We start from the raw sequence: 23,471 nt of genomic DNA, 5'->3' as shown, positions 1-23,471 counted from the left end.
CGTGTTTCACTGTGCGCGGAATGGGACCACTCCAGCTTATTGTCAGGGGGCGCGTGGAAGAATGGCCCAATGACTGCTATTCCGACAGCAAAAGCGACCATCCACACCAACCAGGGCGATATCGAGGTCAACCTCTTCGGCAATCATGCCCCGAAGACGGTGAAGAACTTCGTGGGCCTCGCGACGGGCGAGATCACCTGGACCCACCCGCAGACCGGCGAGGAGAGCAATGCGCCCCTCTACAGCGGCACCGTGTTCCACCGGATCATCAAGGACTTCATGATCCAGGGCGGCGATCCCCTCGGTCAGGGCATCGGAGGACCGGGCTACAAGTTCGACGACGAGATCAACCCCGACCTCACCTTCAACGAGCCCTACAAGCTCGCCATGGCCAACGCGGGTCTCCAGGGCGGACGCGGCACCAACGGTTCGCAGTTCTTCATCACCTCCGTGCCCACCACCTGGCTGCAGGGCAAGCACACCATCTTCGGCGACGTCACCGACGAGGAATCGCGCAAGGTGGTCGACAAGCTGAACGCCATCGCCACGGACATGAGGGACAAGCCCCTCGACGACGTCGTCATCGAGAGCATCACCGTGGAACAGCTCTAACCGAATGTCCTACGGTGTCCCTGCGCCCGACGCCGGCAGCCAGGAGGCGCCGGTCTGCCCCCGGCACCCGGATCGCGTCAGCTATGTGAGGTGCCAGCGGTGCGGCCGTCCGGCCTGTGCCGAGTGCCAGCGTCCTGCCCCGGTCGGGTTCCAGTGCGTGGACTGCGTCCGTGAGCAGGCCGCCGCCATACCGGCCCGCAAGAACGCCTTCGGCGGCGTCTCGCGCGGGGACACCCCCGTAGTGACCTACACGCTCATCGGGATCTGCGTGGCGATGTTCCTCCTGCAGCTCGTGATCCCCGGGATCACCCGCTCGTTCGTCTATGCGCCGGTGTTCACCGCCGGTGCCGGGGGTGTGATCCCCGCGGAGCCGTGGCGGATGCTCACAGCAGCCTTCCTCCACTCGGAGCGCTCGTTCCTGCACATCGCCTTCAACATGTACGCGCTGTACATCCTCGGCAAGGTGCTGGAGCCCGCGATGGGCCGGGCACGATTCCTCGCGCTGTACCTCATCTCCGCCCTCGGCGGGTCCATCGGCGTCCTGCTGCTCAGCGGGAACCCGTTCCAGGGAGTCGTCGGAGCATCCGGCGCCGTCTTCGGGCTCTTCGGGGCGCTCCTCATCGTCCAGCGCAAGCGAGGCGGGGACGTCCGCCAGATCGTCGTCCTGATCGCGATCAACGCGGTACTCGGGTTCGTGGTGCCGGGCATCGCCTGGCAGGCCCACCTCGGCGGCCTCGTGGCGGGCGCCGCCTGTGCGGCTGCCATCGTGTACGCGCCGCGCGGGAGCCGGCAGACGAGGACGCAGGTGCTCGGTCTGGGCGCCGTCGTCGTCCTGCTGGCCCTGCTGACCTTCGTGGGTGTCACCCGCCTCCCGATCTAGCACTGCCCGAGGACGAAGGAGCCGGTGCCCTCGGACCGGCTCCTTCGTCGTTTTCCACAGCCCTTATCCACATGGGGGATAACTTACACACATGTAATTCCACATCTGTGGATAAGCAGGGCCCGGAATCTCGCGGCGATTCCCGAATGATCAACAATCCCGTGCACATCTGTGGATAACTTCATACACAGCGTGTGTACAGAGCTCCCCGGACCGTCCCGCCGGTTCAATGACCCAGGATCGAGCGGCGGATCGGTGTCGCGAGAGCCGGGCGAAGGAATCGGTGATGCGGGGCAGCGTGGAGGGGGACAGGATCACCGCGCCGCCCACGAACCCGGGCGGCACCCGACGCGGTACCTCCGCCGCGCACCGATGCATCGATACGGGCAGGGCTGCAGCCCTGCGGCCGGGATTGCCCGGCCGCAGCCAGGGGTCAGCGCCAGCGCGTCGTCATCAGGAAGCCGACGATCGCGATGCCGAAGCCGGCGAGGATGTTCCAGGATCCCCACGCGGCGACCGGCAGGGTGGCCTCGGAGATGTAGAACGTGATGATCCACAGCAAGCCGATGATCATGAGCCCGAACATCACCGGCTTGTACCAGACCGGGTTCGGTTTGGGCTGCGACTTCGCGGCGGGGGCGGCGCCGGCTCTCTTGCGGGGCTTCGACTCAGGCACTGATTCTCCTCGACGGGGTGCGACTGGGGTCAGTGGCACCGGTGGTTCGGTGGCGGCCCCGACGCGCTCCTCCCCGCAGGCTATCCTGTGGGGAGAATTTCATCCGGCCGGTTCTCCGAACGATTCTAGCCAAGATCGCTCGGGTACCGGTGCATCCCAGCGGCAGGAGCGGTAGTGGCCAGGTCGACCATGGACGCCGCCCCCGACCAAGGGGTGGGACGCCCGACACGGGCGCGCCCCCGCCGGACGCCGCTCCAGCTGGTCGGACAGGTGTTCGGGGAACTCCTGGTCACCGCCGGCATCGTACTGCTGCTCTTCGTCGGCTGGGAGCTCTGGTGGACCAACATCGACTCCGGCATCAAGCAGGAGCAGGCCCTCGAGGGGTTCTTCTCCGACGCACCGCCCGTCACGGCTCCCGGTGCCTCCGACCAGGGATCGGAGGTACCTCGGCCCGAGGACTTCGGTGAGCCTGCCGTCCTCCCGCAGCAGGACCTCGTAGGTACCTTCGGCGTGGTCTACATCCCTCGGTTCGGTGAGGACTACTCGCGGCCCGTCACGGCCGGCGTCGGCACCGACGTGCTCGACAACCTCGGACTCGGCCATTACCCGGGAACCGGCGCGCCGGGCGAGGTGGGCAACTTCGCGCTGGCAGGCCACCGCCAGACCCACGGCCAGGTGCTGGACCAGATCCACACCCTGGTCCCGGGAGACCGGGTCTACGTCCAGACACGCGACGGGTACTACACCTACGTCTTCCGGAACACCGAGATCGTCCTGCCCGACCGCGTGGACGTCATCGCGCCGGTGCCCACCCGGCCGGACGCACAGCCCGTGGACAGGATCCTGACGCTGACAAGCTGCAATCCGCGTTTCGGCGCCCAGGAGCGTATCATTGCGTACTCGGTGCTGGAGTCCTGGCGCCCCGCCGACGCGGGACCACCCCCCGAGATCGCGGAGAACGTGGCCCGCGCAGCAGGACAGGGGTAGCTGAGATGTACGGATGGATCTTCCGGGCCCTGCCCGGTCCGCTCTGGCTGCGCATCATCCTCTCCGTGATACTGGCCCTCGCGGCCGTCATGGCGCTCATGGTCTTCGTGTTCCCCTGGGTCTCCCAGTTCAACCCGCTCACAGATTCAACGATTGGTTCCCCCTAGCTCATGGCTGACACCACCCGCATCCTCGTCGTCGACAACTACGACAGCTTCGTCTACACGCTGGTCGGCTACCTGCAGGAGCTCGGCGCCGAGACGACCGTGGTCCGCAACGACGACGTCACTCTCGCCGAGGCGCAGGACATGGCCGCATCCCGCGACGGCGTCCTGATCTCCCCCGGTCCGGGCACGCCCGGGGAGGCCGGCGTGTGCGTCGACCTCATCCGGTGGTGCGGCGACCACGGCAAGCCGATGCTCGGGGTCTGCCTCGGTCACCAGGCGCTTGCCGAGGCCTACGGCGGCACCGTGACACACGCACCGGAGCTCATGCACGGCAAGACGTCCCTCGTGGAGCACGACGCGACGAGCGTCTTCGCCGGACTGCCCTCCCCCGTCACGGCGACGCGCTACCACTCGCTGGCAGCGGTGAGCGACGACGTCCCGGCCGAGCTCACCGTCACTGCACGGACGGCCAGCGGAATCATCATGGGTCTCGAGCACAGGACGGCACCTCTGTGCGGGGTCCAGTTCCACCCGGAGTCGGTGCTGACCGAGGGCGGTTACCGGATGCTGGGCAACTGGCTGGAGTCCCTCGGGCTCGAGGGCGCCGCGGCCGCGGCCGCAGGGCTCAGCCCGCTCATCGCGCGGTAGCCGCCGTCGTTCCCGGTTCCCGCCCGGACGATGCGTGTCCGGACGCGACCCGCCGGGTCGCCGGCTGCAGCGCCGCGGAAGCCGGGAACGGCGACCGGGCAGGTCCTAGTCGGCGCCCTCGGTGGGACGCGGGTCGGACTGTTCGCCGGTGGCCTCCGTCGGCTGGCCGGTCGGTAGGGCGGACGGCTCGGGGGCCGGCGGTGGCGGCGGTGCCTTCGCGACCGTAAGGACGATCTCGGTGCCCTGGTCCACCTCGGACCGCGCCTGCGCGGATTGCCCGGTGACGATGCCCGGAGCAACCACGCTGTTCTCCACCTCGCGCACCGAGGACGGCAGCTTCACCGCCGGGTCGGCCAGCAGGGCCTGTGCCTGCTCGAGCGTGAGGTCCGTGAGCAGGGGCACGGTCACCTTTCCGTTGGACAGCACCAGGTCCACCGCGCTGCCCACCGGCACCGACTGGCCCGCCTGCGGGCTCGTGGTGATGACCCTGCCCTCCGCGACGTCGGCGCTGGTCTCCTCCGTGACCTGCCCGCCCCGCAGACCGAGCTCCTCGAGCGCGTCGCGGGCCGACGATTCGGTGAGCCCGGCGAGTGTGCCGGGCAGCACCACGTTGGCCGGTCCCCGTGAGACGGTGATATTGACGCGTGATTCCCGGTCTACGGACGTCCCCGCGGCGGGATCGGAGGCGATGACGTCGCCCTCCTCCACGGTCGCGTTGAACTCCTCGTCGGTCGACGGTCTCAGGCCGGCGTCCACGATGGCGTCGGTGGCATCCGCCTCGGTCAGACCCACGAGTCCGGGCACGCTGACGGTGACGACCTCCTGGGAGCTGCGGTCGTTCGCAACGTTGTTCAGGACCACGTAGCCGCCCGCGAGCACGAGCAGGACCGCCACGAAGAAGACGGTGATCCAGGCGGTCCTCGAGGACCTGCGTCGCCGGTCGTGCCGCGGGTCCACGGCGTCGTCAGTCCTCAGGACGTCGAGCCGCCCGTCGTCGTCCTCCCGGCGGTTCGGCAGGGACTGCCCCGCCGCGACCCTGTCCATCGCGCGCGTGTGCGGATCGGCGGCGAACGCCGCGGTACTCGCGACGCCGGCACGTGTGCGGGGCGTCACGGCGTCCAGTTCCGCCGTCGGCACGCCTGCGGCACCGGGCACGGAGATGCCGCGGGCGGCGTCGAGCAGCGCCCTGCGGAAGGTGAGAGCGTCCTGGAAGCGGTGGTCGCGGTCCTTCTGGAGTGCTCGGGCAAGGACGGAGTCGAGGGCGGGCGTCACCTCGGGGTTGAGACTGCTGGCGGCGGGGGGTTCCTCCCGCACGTGCTGGTAGGCGACGGACACGGGACTGTCCCCGATGAAGGGCGGCCGGCCGGTGAGCAGTTCGAACAGCAGACAGCCCGCCGAGTACAGGTCGCTGCGGGCGTCCACGGTCTCGCCTCGGGCCTGCTCCGGCGAGAGGTACTGCGCCGTGCCGAGGACGGCCTGCGTCTGGGTCATCGTGGCCTGGGAATCCGCCATCGCGCGGGCGATGCCGAAGTCCATGACCTTCACGCCGCCGTCGGGCGTGATCATGACGTTGGCCGGCTTGATGTCGCGGTGGACGATCCCCGCCTTGTGGCTGTAATCGAGGGCGCCCAGGACACCGGCCAGGTAGGTGATGCTGTCCTCGGCCGTGAGATCGCCGGCCTTCACGTGATCGCGCAGCGTCCGCCCGGCGACGTACTCCATCACGATGAACGGGACCCTGACCTCGTGTTCCGGCCGGTCGGGGATCTCCTCCTCGCCCGTGTCGTACACGGCCACGATGTTGGGATTGTTCAGCCCGGCCACGGCCTGGGCCTCCCGGCGGAACCGCGACTGGAACAGCGGATCGCGTGCGAGGTCCGAACGCAGCACCTTGATGGCGACCGACCGCCCCAGACGGAGGTCACGGCCGAGATGCACGTCGGCCATGCCACCGCGCCCGATCAGCTCGCGTACCTCGTACCGCCCGTTCAGGATGCGGTCGGTGGTCATCACTGCGCGCCTTCCCGATCCGGGTTCGTGCGGATCATGACGTGGGGGTCGCCGTGGGGGTCGCCGTGGGCGACGCCGTCGGGCTCGGCGTCGGGCTCGGCGGCGGTGTGGTGGGCGCCTGGGTGGGGGGCGGACCGGTGGAGACGATGTAGCCGACGTCCGACCCTGCGGTCAGGACGGTCCCGGCGCCAGGGCTCACGGACACGACCGTTCCGGCCGGCAGTTCCGATTCCTGGGAGCCCGTGTTGACGGGTACCAGGCCCAGGTCCACCAGAGCGGCCTCGACCTCGGCGACGGTGCGTCCCTGCAGGCCGGCGGGCACGGTGGCCTGCTCGGGCCCGGCCGACGACGTCACGGTGATGGTCTCGCCGAGGCTCAGGGTGCCCACGGGGTCGATGCCGATGACGTAGCCCTCGGCGATCTCCGCCGACGGTTCGCGCTGGGTGATGACGCGGAAGCCCAGCGAGCCGAGTTCCGCGGCGACCTCCGCCTCCGCCCGGCCCAGGTACTGGCTCGGCGTGATGACCACCTCGGCCGCCTCCGTGGTGCTCGGGGACGGCGTCGGTGAGGTGGACGACGGCGACGGCGACGGGGTGCTGGACCGCGAGGGGGTGGTGCTCGCGGGTGTGCTCGTCGCACCAGGCACGCCGTCCGGGTCGCCCGCCAGCAGGGGCTGGAGGATCAGGAAGGCGATCGCCGCCAGCGCCAGCAGGAGCAGGACGATGAGCGGGATCAGCCAGGGGCTCCGGCGGTTCTCCTCGTCCGGCCCGTACGGCTGATCCGGTTCCGTCGCGTCCAGGTCCTCCTGCGACCAGTCCCGGGACGCGGCGATCCCTGCCGCTGCTCCGGCGGCCGCGGGAGCGGCCACGGTGGGCAGGGCTGACGTGCTCGGTGCCGGGACCGCCGTGGTGGCCTGGGTGTCCTGGCGGGGGATGGCGGCCGTCGCGGTACCGGACCCGGTGCCGAAGGCGAGCATCCCGGGTACCGCCGCCTCGGCGGCGCGGATGTCACCGGCGCGGATGGCGTCGACGGCGCGTGCGAGCGCCTCGGCGTCGCGCGGACGCTCGGCAGGGTCCTTGCCGAGCATGGAGCCGATGAGGGCGCGGACCGGTTGCGGAATGGACTCCGGCAGAGGGGGAGGTGCGTCGTTGACCTGCGCCAAGGCGATGGCGATCTGTGATTCGCCGGAGAACGGCCGGCGTCCGGTCAGTAGTTCGTACCCGATGACCCCGAGTGCGTAGATGTCCGAGGAGCCGGTGGCGGGTTGGCCCGTGGCCTGCTCGGGTGCGAGGTACTGTGCCGTCCCCATGACCTGCCCGGTGGCCGTCAGGGGAACCTGGTCGGCGAGCCGCGCGATCCCGAAGTCCGTGATCTTCACCCGTCCGTCGGGCATCACGAGGATGTTGCCGGGCTTCACGTCACGGTGCACGAGGCCCTGCCGGTGCGCGACGGCGAGGGCCGTGGCGGTCTGCCCGATGATCGAGAGGGTACGGTCGGGTGAGAGGACCTGCTCCTTCTCGATCACCGCGGACAACGGCTGCCCCGGCACCAGTTCCATCACGAGATAGGCCGAGCCCGCCTCCTCGCCGTAGTCGAACACGTTGGCGATGCCCTCGTGGTTCAGCAGGGCCGTGTGGCGCGCCTCGGCCCGGAAGCGGTTGAGGAAGGCCGGGTCGCCCGAGTACTCCTCCTTGAGGATCTTGATCGCGACGACGCGCCCGAGGATCTGGTCCCGTGCTTTCCAGACTTCGCCCATACCGCCGATGGCGATGCGCTCGGTCAGTTCGAATCTGCCGCCCAGGGTGATTCCTGACGTGGGCCTCATCTGTTCAACACCGCCTCTATGAGTCTCTTGGCACTGGGTGAGGTCAATTGCTGACCAGTAGGGATGTCCACGTTCTCCATCACGATCGATATGGCCACCTGCGGGTCGTCCGCCGGCGCGAACCCGGTGAACCAGGCGTTGTCACCGGTCTCGAAGACCTCCGCGGTGCCCGTCTTGCCGGCCACCTCGACGCCCGGGACCTGCGCCCCGGTCGCCGTGCCGTTGTCCACGACGTTCACCATCCAGTCGGTGAGCTGGCTCGCCGTCGCCTCGCTGACCGACTGCCGGAGCACCTCGGGCTGGGGTGACTCGATCAGCTCGAGGTCGGCCGCGCGGATCGACTTGACGAGCTGCGGCTTCATCAGCTGCCCGTTGTTGGCGATCGCGGAGGACACCATGGCCATCTGGAGGGGTGTGACGCGCGTGTCGAACTGCCCGACGGCGGCCTGCGCGAGTTCCGGCTCCGACAGGTCCGAGGGGAAGATGCTCGCGATCACCTGCGTGGGGATGGTCAGTTCCTCGCCGAAACCGAACCTGGCGGCCTGCTCCTGGATGGCGTCCTCGCCGAGATCCAGGGCGATCTGCGCGAAGGGGGTGTTGCAGGACTGCTCCAGCGCGAATTCGAGGTCCGCCGTCGTCCTGCTGGCGCACCCTCCGGTCACGAAGTTGGGCAGCGCGTAGTCGATGCCGGGGAACTCCAGGGCGGGCGGGTTCGGGATCTCCGACTGGGCGTCGTACTTCCCGGACTCGAGGGCCGCGGCGGCGTCGATCAGCTTGAAGACCGATCCGGGTGCGACGAGGGACTCCGTGGCGGGGTTCGTGTAGATGGACAGGCCCGGCTGCTCGGAGAGCCTCGCGGCGTTCTCCGCGATCACGGCGGTGTCGTGGCCCGAGAGGAGGTTGGGATCGAAGGTCGGCTTGGAGACCATCGCGAGGATGTTGCCGGTGGAGGGTTCCATTACCACGATCGAACCGCGCTGCCCGTCGGGGATCAGGTCCGACGCGAGCTGCTGGATCTCCGGGTCGATCGTCAGCTCGACGGAGGCGCCCTGGGAGTCGACACCCGAGAACAGCCGCACCAGCCGGTCGTAGAACAGGGAGCTGCTGGTGCCGGAGAGGATCTCCGATTCGGCGCGCTCGAGCTGCGTGGATCCCAGCGACAGGGAGTAGTAGCCCGTCAGGGCGGCGTACAGCTCGGGTTCGGTGTAGACGCGCTGGTAGTTGAACTCGTCGTCGGAGGGCACGGACTCGGCGATGGCGCGCCCGTCGACCAGGATGGCGCCGCGCTGCCGGCCGAAGTCCTGGTACAGCTGCCGGCTGTTCCAGTCGTTGTCGTTCAGTTCCTGCGCCTGGAAGAACTGCACGTAGGTGAGCGCGCCGAGGATGAGGGCGAACATGCCGACCGCCACGACCCACGCACTGCGGATGGCCTGGTTCATCGGGTTGCCTCCTTCTCGGATCTCTTCTTCACGGGCTTCCCGTTCACCCCGAGCACCTCGGGGAACGAGTCCTTCATCGGCCCCGTCGGTGTCGGGCGCCGCGCCGTCTCGGAGATCAGCAGGAGCAGGGCCACAATCAGCCAGTTTGCCAGCAGGGAGGACCCGCCCGCGGACATGAACGGCGTGGTGAGTCCGGTCAGGGGGATCAGGCGGGTGATGCCGCCGATGACCACGAAGCACTGGAGGGCGATGGTGAAGGCCAGACCGCACGCGAGCAGCTTCCCGAAGCCGTCCTTCGTGCCGAGCGCGGCACGCATTCCGCGGGACACGAGGATCACGTACATCATCACGATGGCGACGACCCCGATGAGCCCGAGCTCCTCGCCCAGCGCCGCGATGATCATGTCGCTGTTGGCATAGGTGACCAGGTCCGGACGCCCCTCACCGAATCCCGTGCCGATCAGGCCGCCGTTGGCGAGGCCGAAGAGGCCCTGCACCACCTGCCGGCTCCCGCCCGGCGCGCGGTCGTAGACCTCGGGGGAGAAGGCGTTGATCCAGGAATCGAAGCGGAGCGCCACGTGGCTGAACAGTTCCAGTGCCGCGACGACGCCGACACCGATCATCGCGAGGCCGATCAGCACCCAGCTGACCCTGCTCGTCGCCACGTAGATCATGACCATGAAGAGGCCGAAGAACAGGATCGAGGATCCGAGGTCGCGCTGGAAGATCAGCACGCCGATGCTGACCAGCCAGGCCGCCGCCATGGGGGCCAGGTCCCGGAAGCGCGGGAACTGCAGCGGTCCGATCTTCTTCCCGGCCAGCAGGATCAGATCGCGGTTCGTCGATAGATACCCGGCGAAGAATATGGCCAGGGTGATCTTGGCGATCTCGCCGGGCTGGAAGGTGCCCACCCCTACCGAGATCCAGATGCGCGCACCATTGATCTCGAGGCCGAGGGGCGTCAGGGGCAGCAGCAGGAGGATGGCGCTGACGATCAGGGAGATGTAGGTGAACCGGCGGAGGATCCGGTGATCCCTGAAGAGGATCAGCAGGACCGCGGCCGCGCCGATGGCCACGGCCGTCCAGAGCACCTGCTGTGGGGCGACGGGGGTGAAGTTGGAGGCCGCGGCGGCTGATAGGTCGAGGCGGTGGATCATCGCCAGCCCGATCCCGTTCAGTGCGACGACCAGGGGAAGAATCACCGGATCGGCATATTTCGCCCGGAAGCGGAGGATGACGTGGATGAACAGGCTCATCAGGCCGAGCGTCAGGGTGACCGACCAGAAGTAGTCGTTGAAGGGTTCTTCCCGCCCGATCCCCGCCAGGTAGTTGGCGCCGACGGCCACGGCGAGGGCCAGGACCAGCAGCACGAGTTCGATGTTGCGCCGCGACCGCGGCACGGTCAGGACGTCACTCATTGGCTGCACCTCCACAGTCGATGGCAGGGGACGGACTCGGTTGCGGAGACGGAGCAGGCGACGCGCCTGCCGACGGAGCGGGGGCGCTCGGCGAGGCGCCGGGCGACGGAGCCGGCGAGGCACCCGGGGAGGGTGCCGCCGCACCGGACGGTCCCGCGGTCGGGGAGGGCACCGGTCCGGCGGATGCTCCCGCCGTCCCGGACGGGCCCGGAGACGCGGTGGTTCCCGCGACCGGGGGGTCGCAGGTCACGGCCCGCAGTTCGCTGCGCAGATCGCTGACGATCCTCTCCGCCTCCTCGAGGCTGGCCGCGGGAAGCGTCTTGGCCACCTGCGACCGCTGGTACTGGGGAAGGTTGGAGACGGGGATGTCCGTCATCTCGTAGAGCTCACTGAGGTGGATCGGCCCCACCGTCTGGGGCACGCCGGTGAAGATGGCGACACGGTTCTCCGCCTCGGCCACGTAGTAGCGGGTCTGCGTCCACGTGTAGCCGAGGCCGAGGACCGCGACGAGGATGAGGGTCATGAGGGACAGGAACGCCGGGACGAGCCAGCGCCGTCTCGGACGTTCCGTCTCCTGGCCGGGATCCTCCCCGGCGTCGCCGTTCTCCGGCTCGGCCCTGTGCGTGAGCATCATCGCGGCGCGGCGCTCCGTGGAGCGCTGCGTCACGATGGGGATCTGGCCGGTCTCCGTGGCGAGTGCCGCGGATCCCACGAGGACGTGGGGTCGGGTGAGGAGGTCCTGGCGGATGACGTCAGCGCGGATCGCGGCGCCGGGGAGGTCCCCGTTCCGGTCGATCCCGTGCGCCGCGGCCGCGTCGCCGGGCTTGTCGCGTTCCCCTGCGGCCTGCCGCGCAGGGGGGATCGTGGCCGGGGGCACGGCGTCGTCGTCGTCGGCCTCGATGACCTCGACGACGGCGATGGTGATGTTGTCCGGCGAGCCGCCCGCGAGGGTCAGCTCGACGAGCGTGTTCACGCATTCCCGGATGTCCTTCGTCTCACGCATGACCTGCTCGACGACGCGGTCGTTGAGCACCGCGTTCAGTCCGTCCGAGCAGAGCAGCCAGCGTTCGCCGGGCTCGGCGTCGAACTCCTCCAGGTCCAGTTCGGGGCTCGCGTCGACATCACCGAGAACGCGCATCAGCACGTTCTTGTGCGGGTGGATCTCCGCCTCCTCCGGCCGGAGGCGTCCCTCCTCGATGAGGCGCTGGACGAAGGTGTGGTCGGTGGTGATCTGAGCGAAGACCCCGTCCTTGAGGCGGTAGGCCCGCGAATCGCCGATATGGGCGAGCTGCAGCTTCGTGTCCTCGAGCAGGATCGCCGTCACGGTGGTGCCCATGCCCGCGAGCTGCGGGTTGGTGGCGACGAGTTCGGACAGCAGCGAGTTGGCGGTCTGGATCTCGTCCGCCAGGTGGGTGGCGGCCTCGCCGCGGTGAGCGCCGTGGTCGAGGTGGACCAGGTCGAGGACGGTGGAGGCGGAGGCCACGTTGCCCCCGGCGTGTCCGCCCATACCGTCGGCGACGACGGCGAGGTACCGGCCCACGTAGGCGGAGTCGTCGTTCTTGGCACGCACCATGCCCACGTCGGAGCGGGCGGCGAACCTCAGGGCAAGCGGCACGCCTACGGCCTCAATTCGATGACCGTCTTACCGATCCGGATGGGGACGCCCGGCTCGACGGGCAGGGCGCGGGTGAGCTGGGTGCCCGCGAGGTAGGTGCCGTTGGTGGAGCCGAGGTCCTCGACGAACCACCGGCTGCCCTGTGGGAACAGGCGCGCGTGGCGTCCCGATGCGTAGTCGTCCTCGAGGACGAGGGTGGCCTCCTGGGCGCGGCCGAGGAGGATGGGGCTCGCGGCGAGGTCCAGTGTGGTCCCGGTGAGAGGGCCCTCCGTGACGACGAGGCGCCGCGCGGAGGGGCGTGCCGGCGCCGGTTCCTCCACGAGTTCGGGGTTCCTGCGGATCTCACGCGCCGTCGGTGTGCCGACCTTGTTGCGCCGGCCCACCACGAGGTCGCGGCGCAGCGCTCCGACCGTGCTGAGGACGAGGACCCACAGCAGGAGCAGGAAGCCGAAGCGCAGGAACGTGACGGTCAGTTCCCCGGCCTCGCTCATCGCTGGAGCCCTCCGTTCTGCGTGGCCACCAGGCGGAAGGTCAGGCGGGAGCGCCCCATCGTGATGGTGGAACCGTCCGTGAGTTCCGCGCGCCCGTCGACGCGCCGGCCGTTCACGTAACTGCCGTTGGTGGAACCGAGGTCGACGGCGAAGTAGCGTCCTTCGTGCGTGCGGATCTCGAGGTGGCGCCGGGAGACGCCGGTGTCGTCGACCAGGATGTCAGCCTCGGAGGACCGTCCGAGCACGATCGACCCGGTGTTGATCGAGTAGCGCTGTCCGTCGATCTCGAGGACGGGCTGGTAGCGCGTGGGCTGGCGCCGCGGTGCGGCGGGGGCAGCCGGCCCGGCGGGCCGGCGGGCGGCGGCCTGCTTCTCGATTGACGAATCGATCTCGAAGACGCCCGCCTTCAGGTCGGGATCGTGCTCGAAGGAGACGCGGACCGGTCCCTGGAGGCTGTACTGCTGGCTGTTGACGTGCGCGATGACGACGTCGCACAGTTCCTCGGCGAGGGCGGACCCCCACTGCTGGGCGAGTTCGAAGTCGGAATCGGACAGGCGCGCCGTGAAGACGTTGGGAGCGAGGGTGCGGCCCTGGGACAGGACGAGGGACCTGTTGTCCAGTTCCTTCCGCAGGGCGCTGGCTATCTCGAGGGGTTGCACCTGGGACCGGGAACCCGTGGTGAAGGCTCCCCGGACCAGCTTCTCGAGCCCACGCTCCACGTTGTCGAGAATGCCCATACGTCGCCTCCTCCCTCTTGTCGCACTGTGGTGTGAGACCCCGCCAGCGGTGTGCTGCGGGGCTTGCCCCGGTCCTGGAAACGGCGATGTCCGGCCGGGCATGTTCCATCCGATACTACTGGGAGCCTCTGGGAATGGGCTTCACCGGCGGGCCCGGAGCATTACTTTGTCCTAACGATCCCTGCCCGCGGCCGCCGGGACGAAGGCGGACCCGCCCGGGAGGACGGAGCCGTTTAGGTGATTCCAGCAGGGCTCCGCTATGCTTGACTCTGCTGTTCACAACACCGGCGCCCTGCGTCCGGAGTTGGATCTCGAAATTGCGCGAGTGGCGGAACGGCAGACGCGCTGGCTTCAGGTGCCAGTATCCGAAAGGGTGTGGGGGTTCAAATCCCCCCTCGCGCACACGTGGTAGACGACGAAGGGCCCCCGCTCAGCGGGGGCCCTTCGTCGTATCCCGGCCGGGGCGCCGGACCGGCACACGTCAGCGGAAGTCGCGGGACCTGGTGGTCGCCTTGAGTTGCAGGACCTCGATGCGGTCGGCGACGACGTTGACGACCCCCTCCGAGGACCGCTCGAGGACGCCGCGCACGATCACGCTACTGGCCTCCCGCGCCACCCGGCGGTAGCGCTGCCACACCCCCACCGAGCAGATGACGTTCACCAGCCCTGTCTCGTCCTCGAGGTTCATGAACGTGATACCGCTCGCCGTCGCCGGCCGCTGCCGGTGCGTCACCACTCCCGCCACCTCGATCCGCCGGCCGGACTCCGCCGTCCTCAGCTGTACGGCGGTCAGGGCACCGCGGCGCTGCAGCCGTCCCCTGGCGTGGCGTACCGGGTGATCGTCCGGGGTGATGCCCGTGGACCAGAGGTCGGAGCCCACCTTGTCGATGTCGGAGAGCTCCGGCATCAGCGGGGGCTGGATGTAGACGGCGGTCCCCTTGATCTGGCCCTCACGCTCCGTGGCTGCGGGGCCGGCGTTCCACAGTGCCTCCCGGCGGCTGAGGCCCATCGAGTCGAAGGCACCCGACGCCGCCAGGGCCTCGAGCTGGCCCGCGTTGACGCCGGTGCGGCGCGCCAGGTCCGGCATGTCCTCGTAGGGCCCGTTCCGTTCCCGCTCCGCGACGATCCTCTCCGCGAGCTTCACCCCGAGGGATTCCACGCTGGCGAGTCCCAGCCGCACGGCGTAGTTGCCGTCGCGGCGGTGGGGTGTGGAATCGAACGGCGTGTCGGGGTCGAAGTACCCGACGGGCGCCTGCTCGTCCTCGACGCAGCAATCCATTCCGGTGGTTCGCGCGCGGGGATCCTCCGGCGGGTCGTAGCCCTCGATCGGTTCGAGATCGGCGTGCACCCCCGAATGCAGGATGTCGGGGCGCAGGACGACGGCGCCGTGGCGCCGGGCGTCGGCCACGAGCGTCTGCGGCGAGTAGAACCCCATGGGCTGGGCGCGCAGGAGCGAGGCGAGGAACGCGCCCGGGTAGTGCAGGCGCAGCCAGGCGCTGACGTAGACCAGCAGCGCGAAGCTGATCGAGTGGCTCTCCGCGAACCCGAAGTTCGCGAAGGCATGGATCTTGTTGTAGATGGTGTCGGCGACATCGCCGGTGATGCCGTTGGACGCCATGCCCTCGTACAGCTTCGCCTTGAGGGAGTCGATCCGCTCCTCGCCCCGCTTGGATCCCATGGCGCGGCGCAGGAGGTCCGCGTCCGCTCCCGAGCAGCCACCCACCACCATGGCCATCTGCATGAGCTGCTCCTGGAAGAGCGGCACCCCGAGGGTCCGTTCGAGGACGGGCTTGAGGTCGGGGTGGATGTACCGGACCTCCTCCTCGCCCATCTTCCGCTTGATGTACGGGTGCACGGCGCCGCCCTGGATGGGGCCGGGCCGCACGAGGGCCACCTCGATCACGAGGTCGTAGAACTGGCGGGGCTGCAGGCGCGGGAGCATGCCCATCTGGGCGCGGCTCTCCACCTGGAAGACACCCACCGAGTCCGCGAAGCACAGCATGTCGTACACGCCCTGCTCCTCCTTGGGGATGGTGTGCAGCTCCCACGCCTCGCCGAAGTGCCGGTCCGCGAGGTCGAAGTTGTACTGGATGGCCGCGAGGATGCCGAGGCCCAGCAGGTCGAACTTCACGAGTCCCATCCAGGCGCAGTCGTCCTTGTCCCACTGGAGCACCGTCCTGCCGTCCATGCGACCGTGCTCGATGGGGCAGACCTCTCCCACCGGCCGGTCCGTGAGCACCATCCCGCCGGAGTGGATGCCCAGGTGGCGCGGGAACCCCAGGACCTCCTGTGCCAGGTCCACCACGGCGTCGGGGATGTCGTGGTCGCTGCTCGAGACGAGGCCGCCCCACCGCTCGATCTGCCGCGACCAGGCATCCTGCTGCCCGGGACTGTGGCCCAGGGCCTTGGCCATGTCCCGGACCGCGAACTTGGGACGGTAGGTGATGACGTTGGCCACCTGCGCGGCATTGAAGCGCCCGTACTTGCGGTAGACGTACTGGATGACCTCCTCGCGGCGGTCCGAGTCGAAGTCCACGTCGATGTCCGGTTCCTCGTCGCGCATGCTCGAGAGGAACCGTTCGAAGGGCAGCTGGTACTTGATGGAATCGACGGCCGTGATCCCGAGCAGGTAGCAGACCGCCGAATTGGCCGCCGACCCCCGCCCCTGGCACAGGATCCCGTTGCGGCGCGCGTAGTGCACGAGGTCGTGGACGATCAGGAAGTACCCGGGGAAATTCTTGTCCTCGATCACCTCCAGTTCGCGTTCGATCCGCTCGCGGACATCCTCCCTGCCCCCGTAGAGCCTGTCGGCGCCCTGCCGGACGAGTTCACGGAGATAGCTCATCTGGGTGTGGCCCTCCGGGAGGTCGATGTTCGGCAGTCCCGGCTTGACGCTCCGGAGGGTGAAGGCGAGATCGGCGGCGATGTCCACGGTGCGCTCCACCGCGCCGGGGTAGCCCCTGAACCGCCGCGCCATCTCCGCGCCGCTGCGCAGGTGCGCGGCACCGGCCGCGGGCAACCAGCCGTCCATCTGGTCCAGGCTCCGGCGGGCCCGGACGGCAGCCAGGGCCGAGGCGAGGCGGTGCTGCTTCGGTGTCGCGTAGTGCACGTTGTTGGTCGCCACAGTGGGCAGGTCCAGGCGGGCCGCGAGGGCCGCCAGGGCGTCGTTGTGGGCGGTGTCGAGCGGGTTGCCCTGGTTGATGAGTTCGACGGCGACCGAGTCCCGGCCGAACAGGTCCACGAGCACCCGCAGCTCGGCCTCGGCCGCCGCCTCCCCGTCCGAGACCAGCGCCGAGCGGACCGCCCCCTTCCGGCAGCCCGTGAGGATCAGCCACTGCCCGGCGGCATGCCCGGCCAGGCGCTCCAGGCCGTAGCGGGGCTTGCCCTTCTCGGCGTCGGCGGCGAGCTGGGCCTCGGTGATGGCCGTGGACAGGCGGTGGTAGCCGGCCGATCCGCGGGCGAGGACCAGCAGGTGCCGCCCTTCCGGGTCGGCTTCGCCGTTCTGCGGCTTGGACAGGCCGAGGGACAGCTCCGTGCCGTACAGGGTCGAGAAGCCCGGGTACTTCTCGGCGGCCTCCGCGAAGTGCACCGCACCGTACAGGCCGTCGTGGTCGGTCAGGGCCATGCCGGTGAGGCCGAGCCGCTGGGCCTCCTCGGCGAGGTGCTCGGGGCTCGACGCGCCGTCGAGGAAGCTGAAGTTGGAGTGGACGTGCAGTTCGGCGTACGGCACCACCGGACCCTCCGGGGCGGAGGCCTCCGCGGGAGCCGTGTAGGGCAGGCGCTTCCGGGACCAGGCGGGGCTGTCGCCGCCGTCGGCCCCGAGGGGCGGCGCTCCGGGCCGGGTGGCCGAGAGGTTCCGTTCGAAATCCGACCAGGGGATCGGTGGATTGTTCCAGCCCATGGCGTCCCTCCCTGTCTGGATGTCCTGTAGTTGTCGCGGGTGGCGGGGTCCCGCCGTCAGTCGTAGCCGGCCTCCAGCCACCACGCGTGATCCTCGAGCAGCAGCAACCAGGCGGATCCCGAGTGGTCCACCAGCTGGAAGCGGTTGAGCACGCGCCCCTTCGGGTCCCACCAGCGTTCGTTGATCGGCCAGGGGCCGGCCCAGGAGTGCACGGCCCGGCGGCCGTCGTCGGGCCCCGCGCTGAAGAAGGCAGGATCGGCGCTCAGGAGGCCGCGCGGGTCCACGTCCACCGGGTTGCCGTGCGCGTCGACGACGGCGGCGGGTACGGGCTCGGCGAACACGGTGGCGGGGGCGGGGCCGGGCAGCCGGCCGGGCCAGGGCTGGTCGCGGTCCTTCGCCGGCACCTTCGCGGACCGGCCCGCCGGGGTGTCCCCCCACGGGATGTACACGCGGCGGTCCGCCAGGAGACGTCCTCCCGCGATGATGGCGGTGAGCACGGCGCCGTGACCCAGCATGCTCTGCACACGGGCCAGCCCGTGGTGGATCCCCTCGTCCGGTCCCGTCCCCCAGAGCCCGTCCGCGTGGTCGCCGAGGTCCTCGACGATGTCCGGGACGAGGTGGACCCGGGTGATGCCCGAGGTGAGTCCGTGGTCGGAGGCGTTGGTGCCCTGGAGCTGCCAGCGCACGCGGTCCACGACGTCGTCGGCGTCGAACCAGCGCGGGTGCTGCCACCGGCGCTGGGACGTCTCGCCCGCTTCCGTGTGCAGCGAGACCTGCAGCGCCGTGCAGACGAGCCCGGCCTCGCGCAGCGTGTCGACGAACCCGCCGGCCCGGGCCCTGAGGGCGAAGGCGAGCTGGTCGATACGGGCGAGGGGAGGCTCGAAATCGGCGATGGTGTCGAGGTGGGGCGGGGGCGTCCGGGCCACCACGCTCCGGTGGTCGAGCCCACTGGCCTGGCGGTGGGCGATGGCCCCCTCGATGCCGAAGCGGTTGCGGACATCGGAGGCCTTGAGCGCCGCGAAGTCGCCGAGGGAGCGGATGCCGAGGCGTTTGAGCAGCACGGCGAGTCCGGGCTGCTCGAGGACCTCCAGGGGGTAGCTGCCGAGGAACCAGGGCGAGCCGCCCGGCGGGATGACGACCAGCTGCTCGACGTCGTCGTCCAGCTGGTCGGTGGCCCGGGCCGCCTGCTCGGCGGCGAACGGCCCGTCCGCGACGCCGATCCGCACGTCGGTGAGGCCGATGGCGGCCAGCGTCTGCTGGACCACGGCTGCGGCGTTGCGCTCACTCCCGTAGTAGCGGGCAGGGCCCTTGACCCTGATGGCGCACAGTCCCGGGCGGAGGACCTGCACGCCGGGCAGGATGGTCTCCACGGCCGCGGTCACGGGCTCGAAGGTGCGCTCGTCGAGCGACGGGTCGTACGGGAGGGCCACGAGCCCTGTGCAGCGGGCCTGGGCCTCGCGGATACGCAGCCCGCGCTTCACGCCGTCCTCCCGGGCCGCCGGGGAGGACGCGAAGACCTCCCCGCGGTCCACGAGGACGAGCGGAGTCTCGGCGGGCAGCGCGTGCTCGCGCAGCGCGGCCGTGATGGGCCAGTCGGGGCACCAGAGCACCATGGTCCGGGTGGCAGGAACGGGCTCCGTGGGTTCCGTGGGTTCCGTGGGTTCCGCGGGCTCCGTGGGCGTGGCCGGCGGGGACGTCATGAGGATTTCATGAGCCGGGGCTCGAACAGGGTCCCGGCCGCCCCGGCCGCGTTCGGGGCGTCGTGCTGCAGATGCTGGTGCGTGGTGCCCGGGAACGTGGTGCCCGCAGGGGCTCCCTGCAGGTCGGCGAGTCCCACATAGGCGTGGCGGAGCCGCCCCGAGGGCTGGGTGGCGGTGATCTTCATGGAGCGCGCCCGGAGGTGGCCCGTTCCCGCGCCGAGCCCCTCCCACGCGCTCTCGGCCACGCCGATCGTGGAGTCGCTCTGCTTCCAGTTGCCGAGGGTGATCAGGGCCGAGCCGCGCTGGCGCAGCCTCGCCCTGAGGCGGGCCCATTCGGTGGGGGCGAGGTGTTCCGGTGAGCGGGTCAGGACGATCGAGACGACGTCCACGAGTGCCGCCGTGACCGTGAGCCACTGAGGCCCGGGATCGGGGACCAGGATGAGGCGTTCGAGGTTGATCCCGAAACCCTGCGCCGCCTCCACGCTGAAGTCCGGCATGCCGACCACGCTGCACCACGCGCCGGTCGCGGAAGGACCGGCGAGCAGGGCCATGGCGAGGAAGGTCGAGTTCCGGACGGTGTAGGAGCCGCCGGACTGGAGGCCCCCGCCGGGCAGGATCCGCGCGAGGGCAGGGACCGTGGGCAGTAGGCGGGAATCGAGCTTGCGGGCCTGCATGCTGTTGATGCGGGCCTGGAGGCCGAGGGTGACATCCGCCGTGGACGCTCCCCGGCGGTCGGCGGGGTTCGGGTGGTGTGTGTCCTCGGAGTCGGGGGAAGGCTCATCCCAGGCGAGGGAATGGCCGGCGGCTGGAGGTGTCACTCCCTAATATTCGAATACGTGTTCGATTAAGTCAATCGGCGTGTCGGCGCAGGAAAACGCTTCTTCTGTGGTATTCAGAACGCCCGATCAGGACCCGATCCCGGCGTGCCCTTCGCCCGTGCGAAGTCTTCCGGCAGCTCCAGGAGATCGGGCAGTCCGCGGAGATCGGGCAGTCCGCGGAGACCGGGCAGCTGGGCGGCCCGGAGGAATCCACCTCAGGCGTCGGTCTCCTTGCGCGCGGTGTCGCGCTCCTTGACCCGTGCGGCCTCAGCGCGGACCGCGGCCTGCGTGGACCTCTCGGCGACCAGCCAGGCGGGCGGATCCTGCAGGAGGGCGGTGATCTGCTCGCTCGTCAGGGGGTCGGTGATCCCGCCGCGGGCCAGCCCGCTGATGGAGATGCCGAGCTTCTGGGCGACGACGGGGCGTGGGTGCGGGCCGGTGCGGCGCAACTCGGCGAGCCACTCGGGCGGGGTCTGCTGCAGCTCGTTGAACTCCGCACGCGTCAGCTCGGTCTCCTGGAAGCCCTGGGGGGCGGCGGGCAGGTAGATGCCCAGTTTCTTGGCCGCGGTGGCGGGCTTCAGGGTCTGGGGGGTCTTCGGGGGATTCATGGTCCCAGCTTAACGGCCACGTCCGCGGCGGAGGGGCAGGCGCTACTGTGAGGAGGTGCCCGCCGACCAGCCCCGAATCCTGTCCGTCGGCTTCGTCCCGGGTGTCACGCCGGGCAAGTGGGTGGCGCGGTGGCGCGAGCGGCATCCGGAGATCCCCCTGGAGCTCCACCAGCACGACGACGCCCTGGCGGCGCTCCGGGACGCATCCGACGACGTCGTCTTCGTGCGGTTGCCCGTGGACCGCACCGGGCTCCACCTGATCCCCCTCTACGAGGAACAGCCCGTGGCCGTCATGTCGAGGGAGAACGAGCTCTCGCTCTACGAGGACGTGCCGCTCGAGGAGCTCGAGGGGGAGACCCTGCTCGACGTCGTCGGGTGCGGTGGCCCGAGGATGGCCGTGGAGGTGGCGGCCTCCGGCGCCGGCGTCGTGGTCCTGCCGATGTCCCTGGCCCGCCTGTACGCGCGGAAGGACGCCGTGCACCGGCCCGTCCCCGGCCTGCCCGTCACCACGATCGGCATCGCCTGGCGGATGGAGGACGAGTCCGACGACGTCGAGGAGTTCATCGGCATCGTCCGCGGACGGACGGCCCAGAGCTCGCGGCAGCCCTCGCAGCGCGAGGCGCCGAAGAAGAGCGCGTCGCAGAAGGCGGCAGCGAAGAAGGCCGCGGCCGGGAAACAGCAGCCTGCGAAGCAGCAGGGGAAGCAGCAGGGGAAACCGGCCCGCCCGTCCGGCACGCGGGGCAAGCGGCGCTGACGTCCCACGCCGAAGCGGCGGTGCAGAAGGGACCTTCCTGGGTGGTTGCATCTTCTCCGGCCGCACCGTGGACCGATCCCTCGCGGCGCTGCTGTAGCGCCGGGCCGACGGGTCGTACCGGACGTCGTGCACCTCTCAGGCCTGGGCCGGCTGCCCGTTGCTGGCCATCGTGCCGCCGTCCACGGGGAGCACCACGCCGGTGATGAAGCGCGCGTCGTCGCTCGCGAGGAAGGTGATGGCGGCGGCGACCTCCTCCGGCAGGCCGCCGCGCCCGAGCGCGATGCGCGCGGCGAACTCGTCGGAGAGCTCGTGCGGCTCGCCGTCATCGCTCGTGAGGTCCGTCCAGATGAAACCGGGGGCGACGGCGTTGACCCGCACGCCGTCCTTGCCGTGGTCCAGGGCAACCGCGCGGGTGAAGTTGCTGACCCCGCCCTTGGCCGCGTTGTAGGCGCTCATGCGCCAGTCCGCGGCCAGGCCGGAGACGGAGGAGACGTTGACGATGCATCCTTTGCTCTCCACCAGGTACTCCAGGGCCGCCTTCGTCCCGTAGAACACGCCGGAGAGGTCGGTGTCGATGACGCGGTGCCAGTCCTCGACGGTCGTGTCCTGGACGGTGCCCTGGGTGATGGTGCCCGCATTGTTGACGAGGACATCGAGGCGGCCGTACCGCTGCACGGTCTCCTGCACCATGACGGCCACCTGCCCGTAGTCGGCCAAATCGGTGGCCACCGCCGTCGCCTGCGCGTCGGGCAGGGACGCGACGACGGCGTCGATCTTGTCCGCGACGGAATCCGTCAGGACCACCCGGGCCCCCTCGGCGACGAAGCGCCGGGCCGTCGCCTCGCCGATGCCCGAGCCGGCGCCGGTCACGATGACGACCTTCCCGTCGAACCTCTGCTGCATGACCGCGCCGCCTGATCCGGGGTCCATTGCCACGCTCCTCTCGTTCCCTCCACCGTGGCATCGGGCCCATGCTCCCGCAACAACCGCAGGTGCTCCCCGCAGGAGCACCGGACCTGCTAGTGGTCCTGCGTCCGGGTGCGGGGGGCTACCGGCACCCGGACACGAGATCGAGCCTGTCGATGACGGTGGCCGTGACGGCGTCGGGCGTGCCGGTGTTCTCGATCCGGGCGCCCTGCTCGTCCGGCTGCAGGGGCTCGAGGGTGCTGACCTGGGAGGGCAGGAGTGATTCCGGCATGAAATGGCCGCTGCGGGTCTTCATGCGCTCGAGGATCAGGCCGGTGTCGCCGAGCAGGTGCACGAACCTGACGCTGCCCTCGGCCTGCAGGAGGATGTCCCGGTAGGAGCGCCGCAGGGCCGAGCAGGTCACCACGGTGCTGCGGCCCGCACGCGCCTGGGCGGTCATCCAGTCCCGCAGGGAGCCCAGCCACGGCCAGCGGTCCTCGTCGGTGAGCGGCGTCCCGGAGCTCATCTTCGCGATGTTGGCGGTCGGGTGGAATTCGTCGGCCTCGGCGAAGGTCCAGCCGAGCTGCTCGGCGAGGCGCGTGGCGATGGTCGTCTTGCCCGATCCGGAGATCCCCATGACGACCACGTGGCAGGGACGTGCTTCCATGTGCGGTGTCCTTCTCTGGTGACGGGACGGGCGCGGGAACCCCACCCCGGACGCGGGAAGGGAGGCACCAGTCGGTGCCTCCCTTCCTATCAGACGAAGGATGCCGTGCGTCAGACGGTCGCGTTCTCCGTGCCGACGGGCGTGACGACCTCGGCGGTCGGCTCCATGTTCTCGGCGTCGACCATCCAGGCGTACTGCTCGAGCTTCGCGATGAATCCGTGCAGCAGGTCCGCCGTCGTGGGGTCCTCCTCGTCGATCTGGTCGTGGACGTCGCGCATGGTGTTCACGGTGGCGTTCAGCATGTTGACCACGAGGCCCACGGTGTCCTTGGTCGAGACGAGCCCGGCCGGGAACGGCTGGATCTTGGTGCCCTCGGCGACGGCGACGCTGCGGCCGTCGGGTACGGCGTGCAGGGCGCGCATGCGCTCCGCCATCTCGTCGGCGAAGGCACGGGCGTCGTCGATGATCTCGTCCAGCTGCAGGTGGAGGTCGCGGAAGTTCTTGCCGACCACGTTCCAGTGGGCCTGCTTGCCCTGCAGGTGCAGTTCGATGAGGTCGACCAGGACGGCTTGCATGTTGTCCGTGAGGGTGGGTGAAGCCTTCATGAATCCT

21 protein-coding genes and 1 tRNA gene are annotated in these 23,471 nt (G+C 69.9%); 7 read left to right on the top strand and 15 right to left on the bottom strand.

Annotated features, from left to right (window positions below):
* Positions 1–69: 69 nt before the first annotated feature.
* Positions 70–612: a peptidylprolyl isomerase gene (locus tag AC4D2C_RS02515; protein ID WP_490912136.1), complete on the top strand. Its 543-nt coding sequence runs from the start codon at positions 70–72 to the stop codon at positions 610–612.
* Positions 613–616: 4 nt separating this feature from the next.
* Positions 617–1,492, top strand: coding sequence for a rhomboid family intramembrane serine protease (locus tag AC4D2C_RS02510; RefSeq protein WP_490912134.1), 876 nt, complete (start codon positions 617–619; stop codon positions 1,490–1,492).
* A gap of 433 nt (positions 1,493–1,925) precedes the next feature.
* Here AC4D2C_RS02510 and AC4D2C_RS02505 read toward each other — a convergent pair whose 3' ends face one another.
* Positions 1,926–2,168 carry a cell division protein CrgA gene (locus tag AC4D2C_RS02505; RefSeq protein WP_490905019.1) on the bottom strand — a complete coding sequence of 81 codons (243 nt, stop codon included), beginning with the start codon at positions 2,166–2,168 and terminating at the stop codon, positions 1,926–1,928.
* Positions 2,169–2,357: 189 nt separating this feature from the next.
* On the opposite strand from AC4D2C_RS02505, the gene AC4D2C_RS02500 reads away from it, so the two are divergent.
* The 3 genes from AC4D2C_RS02500 to AC4D2C_RS02490 are packed head-to-tail and all read left to right on the top strand — an operon-like array spanning position 2,358 to position 3,970.
* The gene (locus AC4D2C_RS02500) at positions 2,358–3,155 is read left to right on the top strand and encodes a class E sortase (protein WP_490913019.1); all 798 of its coding nucleotides are present in this window, start codon (positions 2,358–2,360) and stop codon (positions 3,153–3,155) included.
* 5 nt (positions 3,156–3,160) lie between these two features.
* Positions 3,161–3,322 carry a hypothetical protein gene (locus tag AC4D2C_RS02495; RefSeq protein ID WP_490912132.1) on the top strand — a complete coding sequence of 54 codons (162 nt, stop codon included), beginning with the start codon at positions 3,161–3,163 and terminating at the stop codon, positions 3,320–3,322.
* A gap of 3 nt (positions 3,323–3,325) precedes the next feature.
* Entirely contained in the window at positions 3,326–3,970 is a 645-nt protein-coding gene (locus AC4D2C_RS02490; RefSeq protein ID WP_490912130.1) for an aminodeoxychorismate/anthranilate synthase component II, read from the top strand.
* 105 nt (positions 3,971–4,075) lie between these two features.
* On the opposite strand, the gene pknB is transcribed toward AC4D2C_RS02490, so the two are convergent.
* Genes pknB through AC4D2C_RS02455 form a run of 7 tightly spaced genes read right to left on the bottom strand, consistent with a single transcriptional unit; the run spans position 4,076 to position 13,505 of the window.
* Positions 4,076–5,980 (bottom strand): Stk1 family PASTA domain-containing Ser/Thr kinase, encoded by a 1,905-nt coding sequence (gene pknB, locus AC4D2C_RS02485; RefSeq protein ID WP_490912128.1) that lies wholly within the window; start codon positions 5,978–5,980, stop codon positions 4,076–4,078.
* A 34-nt stretch (positions 5,981–6,014) separates the two neighbouring features.
* Positions 6,015–7,805, bottom strand: a complete 1,791-nt coding sequence (locus AC4D2C_RS02480; protein WP_490912127.1) for a protein kinase domain-containing protein — start codon at positions 7,803–7,805, stop codon at positions 6,015–6,017.
* Positions 7,802–9,244 carry a peptidoglycan D,D-transpeptidase FtsI family protein gene (locus AC4D2C_RS02475; protein ID WP_490912126.1) on the bottom strand — a complete coding sequence of 481 codons (1,443 nt, stop codon included), beginning with the start codon at positions 9,242–9,244 and terminating at the stop codon, positions 7,802–7,804. The genes AC4D2C_RS02480 and AC4D2C_RS02475 overlap by 4 nt, the downstream gene beginning before the upstream one ends.
* Positions 9,241–10,662 carry an FtsW/RodA/SpoVE family cell cycle protein gene (locus tag AC4D2C_RS02470; protein ID WP_490912124.1) on the bottom strand — a complete coding sequence of 474 codons (1,422 nt, stop codon included), beginning with the start codon at positions 10,660–10,662 and terminating at the stop codon, positions 9,241–9,243. Before AC4D2C_RS02470 ends, AC4D2C_RS02475 begins: the two co-directional genes overlap by 4 nt.
* Entirely contained in the window at positions 10,655–12,235 is a 1,581-nt protein-coding gene (locus AC4D2C_RS02465) for a PP2C family protein-serine/threonine phosphatase (protein WP_490913017.1), read from the bottom strand. Before AC4D2C_RS02465 ends, AC4D2C_RS02470 begins: the two co-directional genes overlap by 8 nt.
* Before the next feature lie 44 nt (positions 12,236–12,279).
* On the bottom strand, positions 12,280–12,768 hold the full coding sequence (locus AC4D2C_RS02460) for an FHA domain-containing protein FhaB/FipA (protein ID WP_490912122.1): 489 nt from the start codon (positions 12,766–12,768) through the stop codon (positions 12,280–12,282).
* Positions 12,765–13,505: an FHA domain-containing protein gene (locus AC4D2C_RS02455; RefSeq protein ID WP_490912121.1), complete on the bottom strand. Its 741-nt coding sequence runs from the start codon at positions 13,503–13,505 to the stop codon at positions 12,765–12,767. The genes AC4D2C_RS02460 and AC4D2C_RS02455 overlap by 4 nt, the downstream gene beginning before the upstream one ends.
* Before the next feature lie 319 nt (positions 13,506–13,824).
* Here AC4D2C_RS02455 and AC4D2C_RS02450 point away from each other — a divergent pair.
* Positions 13,825–13,907 (top strand) — tRNA-Leu (locus tag AC4D2C_RS02450).
* A gap of 79 nt (positions 13,908–13,986) precedes the next feature.
* Here AC4D2C_RS02450 and AC4D2C_RS02445 read toward each other — a convergent pair.
* From AC4D2C_RS02445 to AC4D2C_RS02430, 4 genes are all read right to left on the bottom strand, one after another.
* The gene (locus tag AC4D2C_RS02445) at positions 13,987–17,406 is read right to left on the bottom strand and encodes an error-prone DNA polymerase (protein WP_490912120.1); all 3,420 of its coding nucleotides are present in this window, start codon (positions 17,404–17,406) and stop codon (positions 13,987–13,989) included.
* A gap of 56 nt (positions 17,407–17,462) precedes the next feature.
* Positions 17,463–19,106 (bottom strand): DNA polymerase Y family protein, encoded by a 1,644-nt coding sequence (locus tag AC4D2C_RS02440; RefSeq protein ID WP_490912119.1) that lies wholly within the window; start codon positions 19,104–19,106, stop codon positions 17,463–17,465.
* Positions 19,103–19,924 (bottom strand): DnaE2-dependent mutagenesis accessory factor ImuA', encoded by an 822-nt coding sequence (gene imuA', locus AC4D2C_RS02435; RefSeq protein ID WP_490912118.1) that lies wholly within the window; start codon positions 19,922–19,924, stop codon positions 19,103–19,105. The genes AC4D2C_RS02440 and imuA' overlap by 4 nt, the downstream gene beginning before the upstream one ends.
* A 215-nt stretch (positions 19,925–20,139) precedes the next feature.
* Positions 20,140–20,532, bottom strand: coding sequence for a DUF5997 family protein (locus AC4D2C_RS02430; protein WP_490905007.1), 393 nt, complete (start codon positions 20,530–20,532; stop codon positions 20,140–20,142).
* A 55-nt stretch (positions 20,533–20,587) separates the two neighbouring features.
* On the opposite strand from AC4D2C_RS02430, the gene AC4D2C_RS02425 reads away from it, so the two are divergent.
* Positions 20,588–21,286 (top strand): LysR substrate-binding domain-containing protein, encoded by a 699-nt coding sequence (locus tag AC4D2C_RS02425; RefSeq protein ID WP_490912116.1) that lies wholly within the window; start codon positions 20,588–20,590, stop codon positions 21,284–21,286.
* A 135-nt stretch (positions 21,287–21,421) separates the two neighbouring features.
* Here AC4D2C_RS02425 and budC read toward each other — a convergent pair whose 3' ends face one another.
* The 3 genes from budC to AC4D2C_RS02410 all read right to left on the bottom strand — a co-directional run bounded on the left by budC (position 21,422) and on the right by AC4D2C_RS02410 (position 23,464).
* Complete coding sequence (budC, locus tag AC4D2C_RS02420; RefSeq protein WP_490912114.1) at positions 21,422–22,216, bottom strand: meso-2,3-butanediol dehydrogenase; 795 nt, start codon at positions 22,214–22,216, stop codon at positions 21,422–21,424.
* A gap of 118 nt (positions 22,217–22,334) precedes the next feature.
* A complete protein-coding gene (locus AC4D2C_RS02415) occupies positions 22,335–22,859 on the bottom strand; it encodes a gluconokinase (RefSeq protein WP_490912112.1) in 525 nt (174 codons plus the stop codon).
* 110 nt (positions 22,860–22,969) lie between these two features.
* On the bottom strand, positions 22,970–23,464 hold the full coding sequence (locus AC4D2C_RS02410) for a Dps family protein (RefSeq protein ID WP_490905003.1): 495 nt from the start codon (positions 23,462–23,464) through the stop codon (positions 22,970–22,972).
* Positions 23,465–23,471: the final 7 nt, after the last annotated feature.

The sequence above is a fragment of the Arthrobacter sp. TJ-240 genome (assembly GCF_058269195.1).
Note: the sequence above shows the minus strand (reverse complement) of the source record. Positions and strands in the feature narration are given on the sequence as shown.

Coding starts and splice junctions, on each gene's coding strand:
- AC4D2C_RS02515 (WP_490912136.1), top strand. CDS start 70: ATGACTGCTATTCCGACAGCAAAAGCGACCATCCACACCAACCAGGGC.
- AC4D2C_RS02510 (WP_490912134.1), top strand. CDS start 617: ATGTCCTACGGTGTCCCTGCGCCCGACGCCGGCAGCCAGGAGGCGCCG.
- AC4D2C_RS02500 (WP_490913019.1), top strand. CDS start 2,358: ATGGACGCCGCCCCCGACCAAGGGGTGGGACGCCCGACACGGGCGCGC.
- AC4D2C_RS02495 (WP_490912132.1), top strand. CDS start 3,161: ATGTACGGATGGATCTTCCGGGCCCTGCCCGGTCCGCTCTGGCTGCGC.
- AC4D2C_RS02490 (WP_490912130.1), top strand. CDS start 3,326: ATGGCTGACACCACCCGCATCCTCGTCGTCGACAACTACGACAGCTTC.
- pknB (WP_490912128.1), bottom strand. CDS start 5,980: ATGACCACCGACCGCATCCTGAACGGGCGGTACGAGGTACGCGAGCTG.
- AC4D2C_RS02480 (WP_490912127.1), bottom strand. CDS start 7,805: ATGAGGCCCACGTCAGGAATCACCCTGGGCGGCAGATTCGAACTGACC.
- AC4D2C_RS02475 (WP_490912126.1), bottom strand. CDS start 9,244: ATGAACCAGGCCATCCGCAGTGCGTGGGTCGTGGCGGTCGGCATGTTC.
- AC4D2C_RS02470 (WP_490912124.1), bottom strand. CDS start 10,662: ATGAGTGACGTCCTGACCGTGCCGCGGTCGCGGCGCAACATCGAACTC.
- AC4D2C_RS02465 (WP_490913017.1), bottom strand. CDS start 12,235: ATGGTGCGTGCCAAGAACGACGACTCCGCCTACGTGGGCCGGTACCTC.
- AC4D2C_RS02460 (WP_490912122.1), bottom strand. CDS start 12,768: ATGAGCGAGGCCGGGGAACTGACCGTCACGTTCCTGCGCTTCGGCTTC.
- AC4D2C_RS02455 (WP_490912121.1), bottom strand. CDS start 13,505: ATGGGCATTCTCGACAACGTGGAGCGTGGGCTCGAGAAGCTGGTCCGG.
- AC4D2C_RS02445 (WP_490912120.1), bottom strand. CDS start 17,406: ATGGGCTGGAACAATCCACCGATCCCCTGGTCGGATTTCGAACGGAAC.
- AC4D2C_RS02440 (WP_490912119.1), bottom strand. CDS start 19,106: ATGACGTCCCCGCCGGCCACGCCCACGGAGCCCGCGGAACCCACGGAA.
- AC4D2C_RS02430 (WP_490905007.1), bottom strand. CDS start 20,532: ATGAATCCCCCGAAGACCCCCCAGACCCTGAAGCCCGCCACCGCGGCC.
- budC (WP_490912114.1), bottom strand. CDS start 22,216: ATGGACCCCGGATCAGGCGGCGCGGTCATGCAGCAGAGGTTCGACGGG.
- AC4D2C_RS02415 (WP_490912112.1), bottom strand. CDS start 22,859: ATGGAAGCACGTCCCTGCCACGTGGTCGTCATGGGGATCTCCGGATCG.
- AC4D2C_RS02410 (WP_490905003.1), bottom strand. CDS start 23,464: ATGAAGGCTTCACCCACCCTCACGGACAACATGCAAGCCGTCCTGGTC.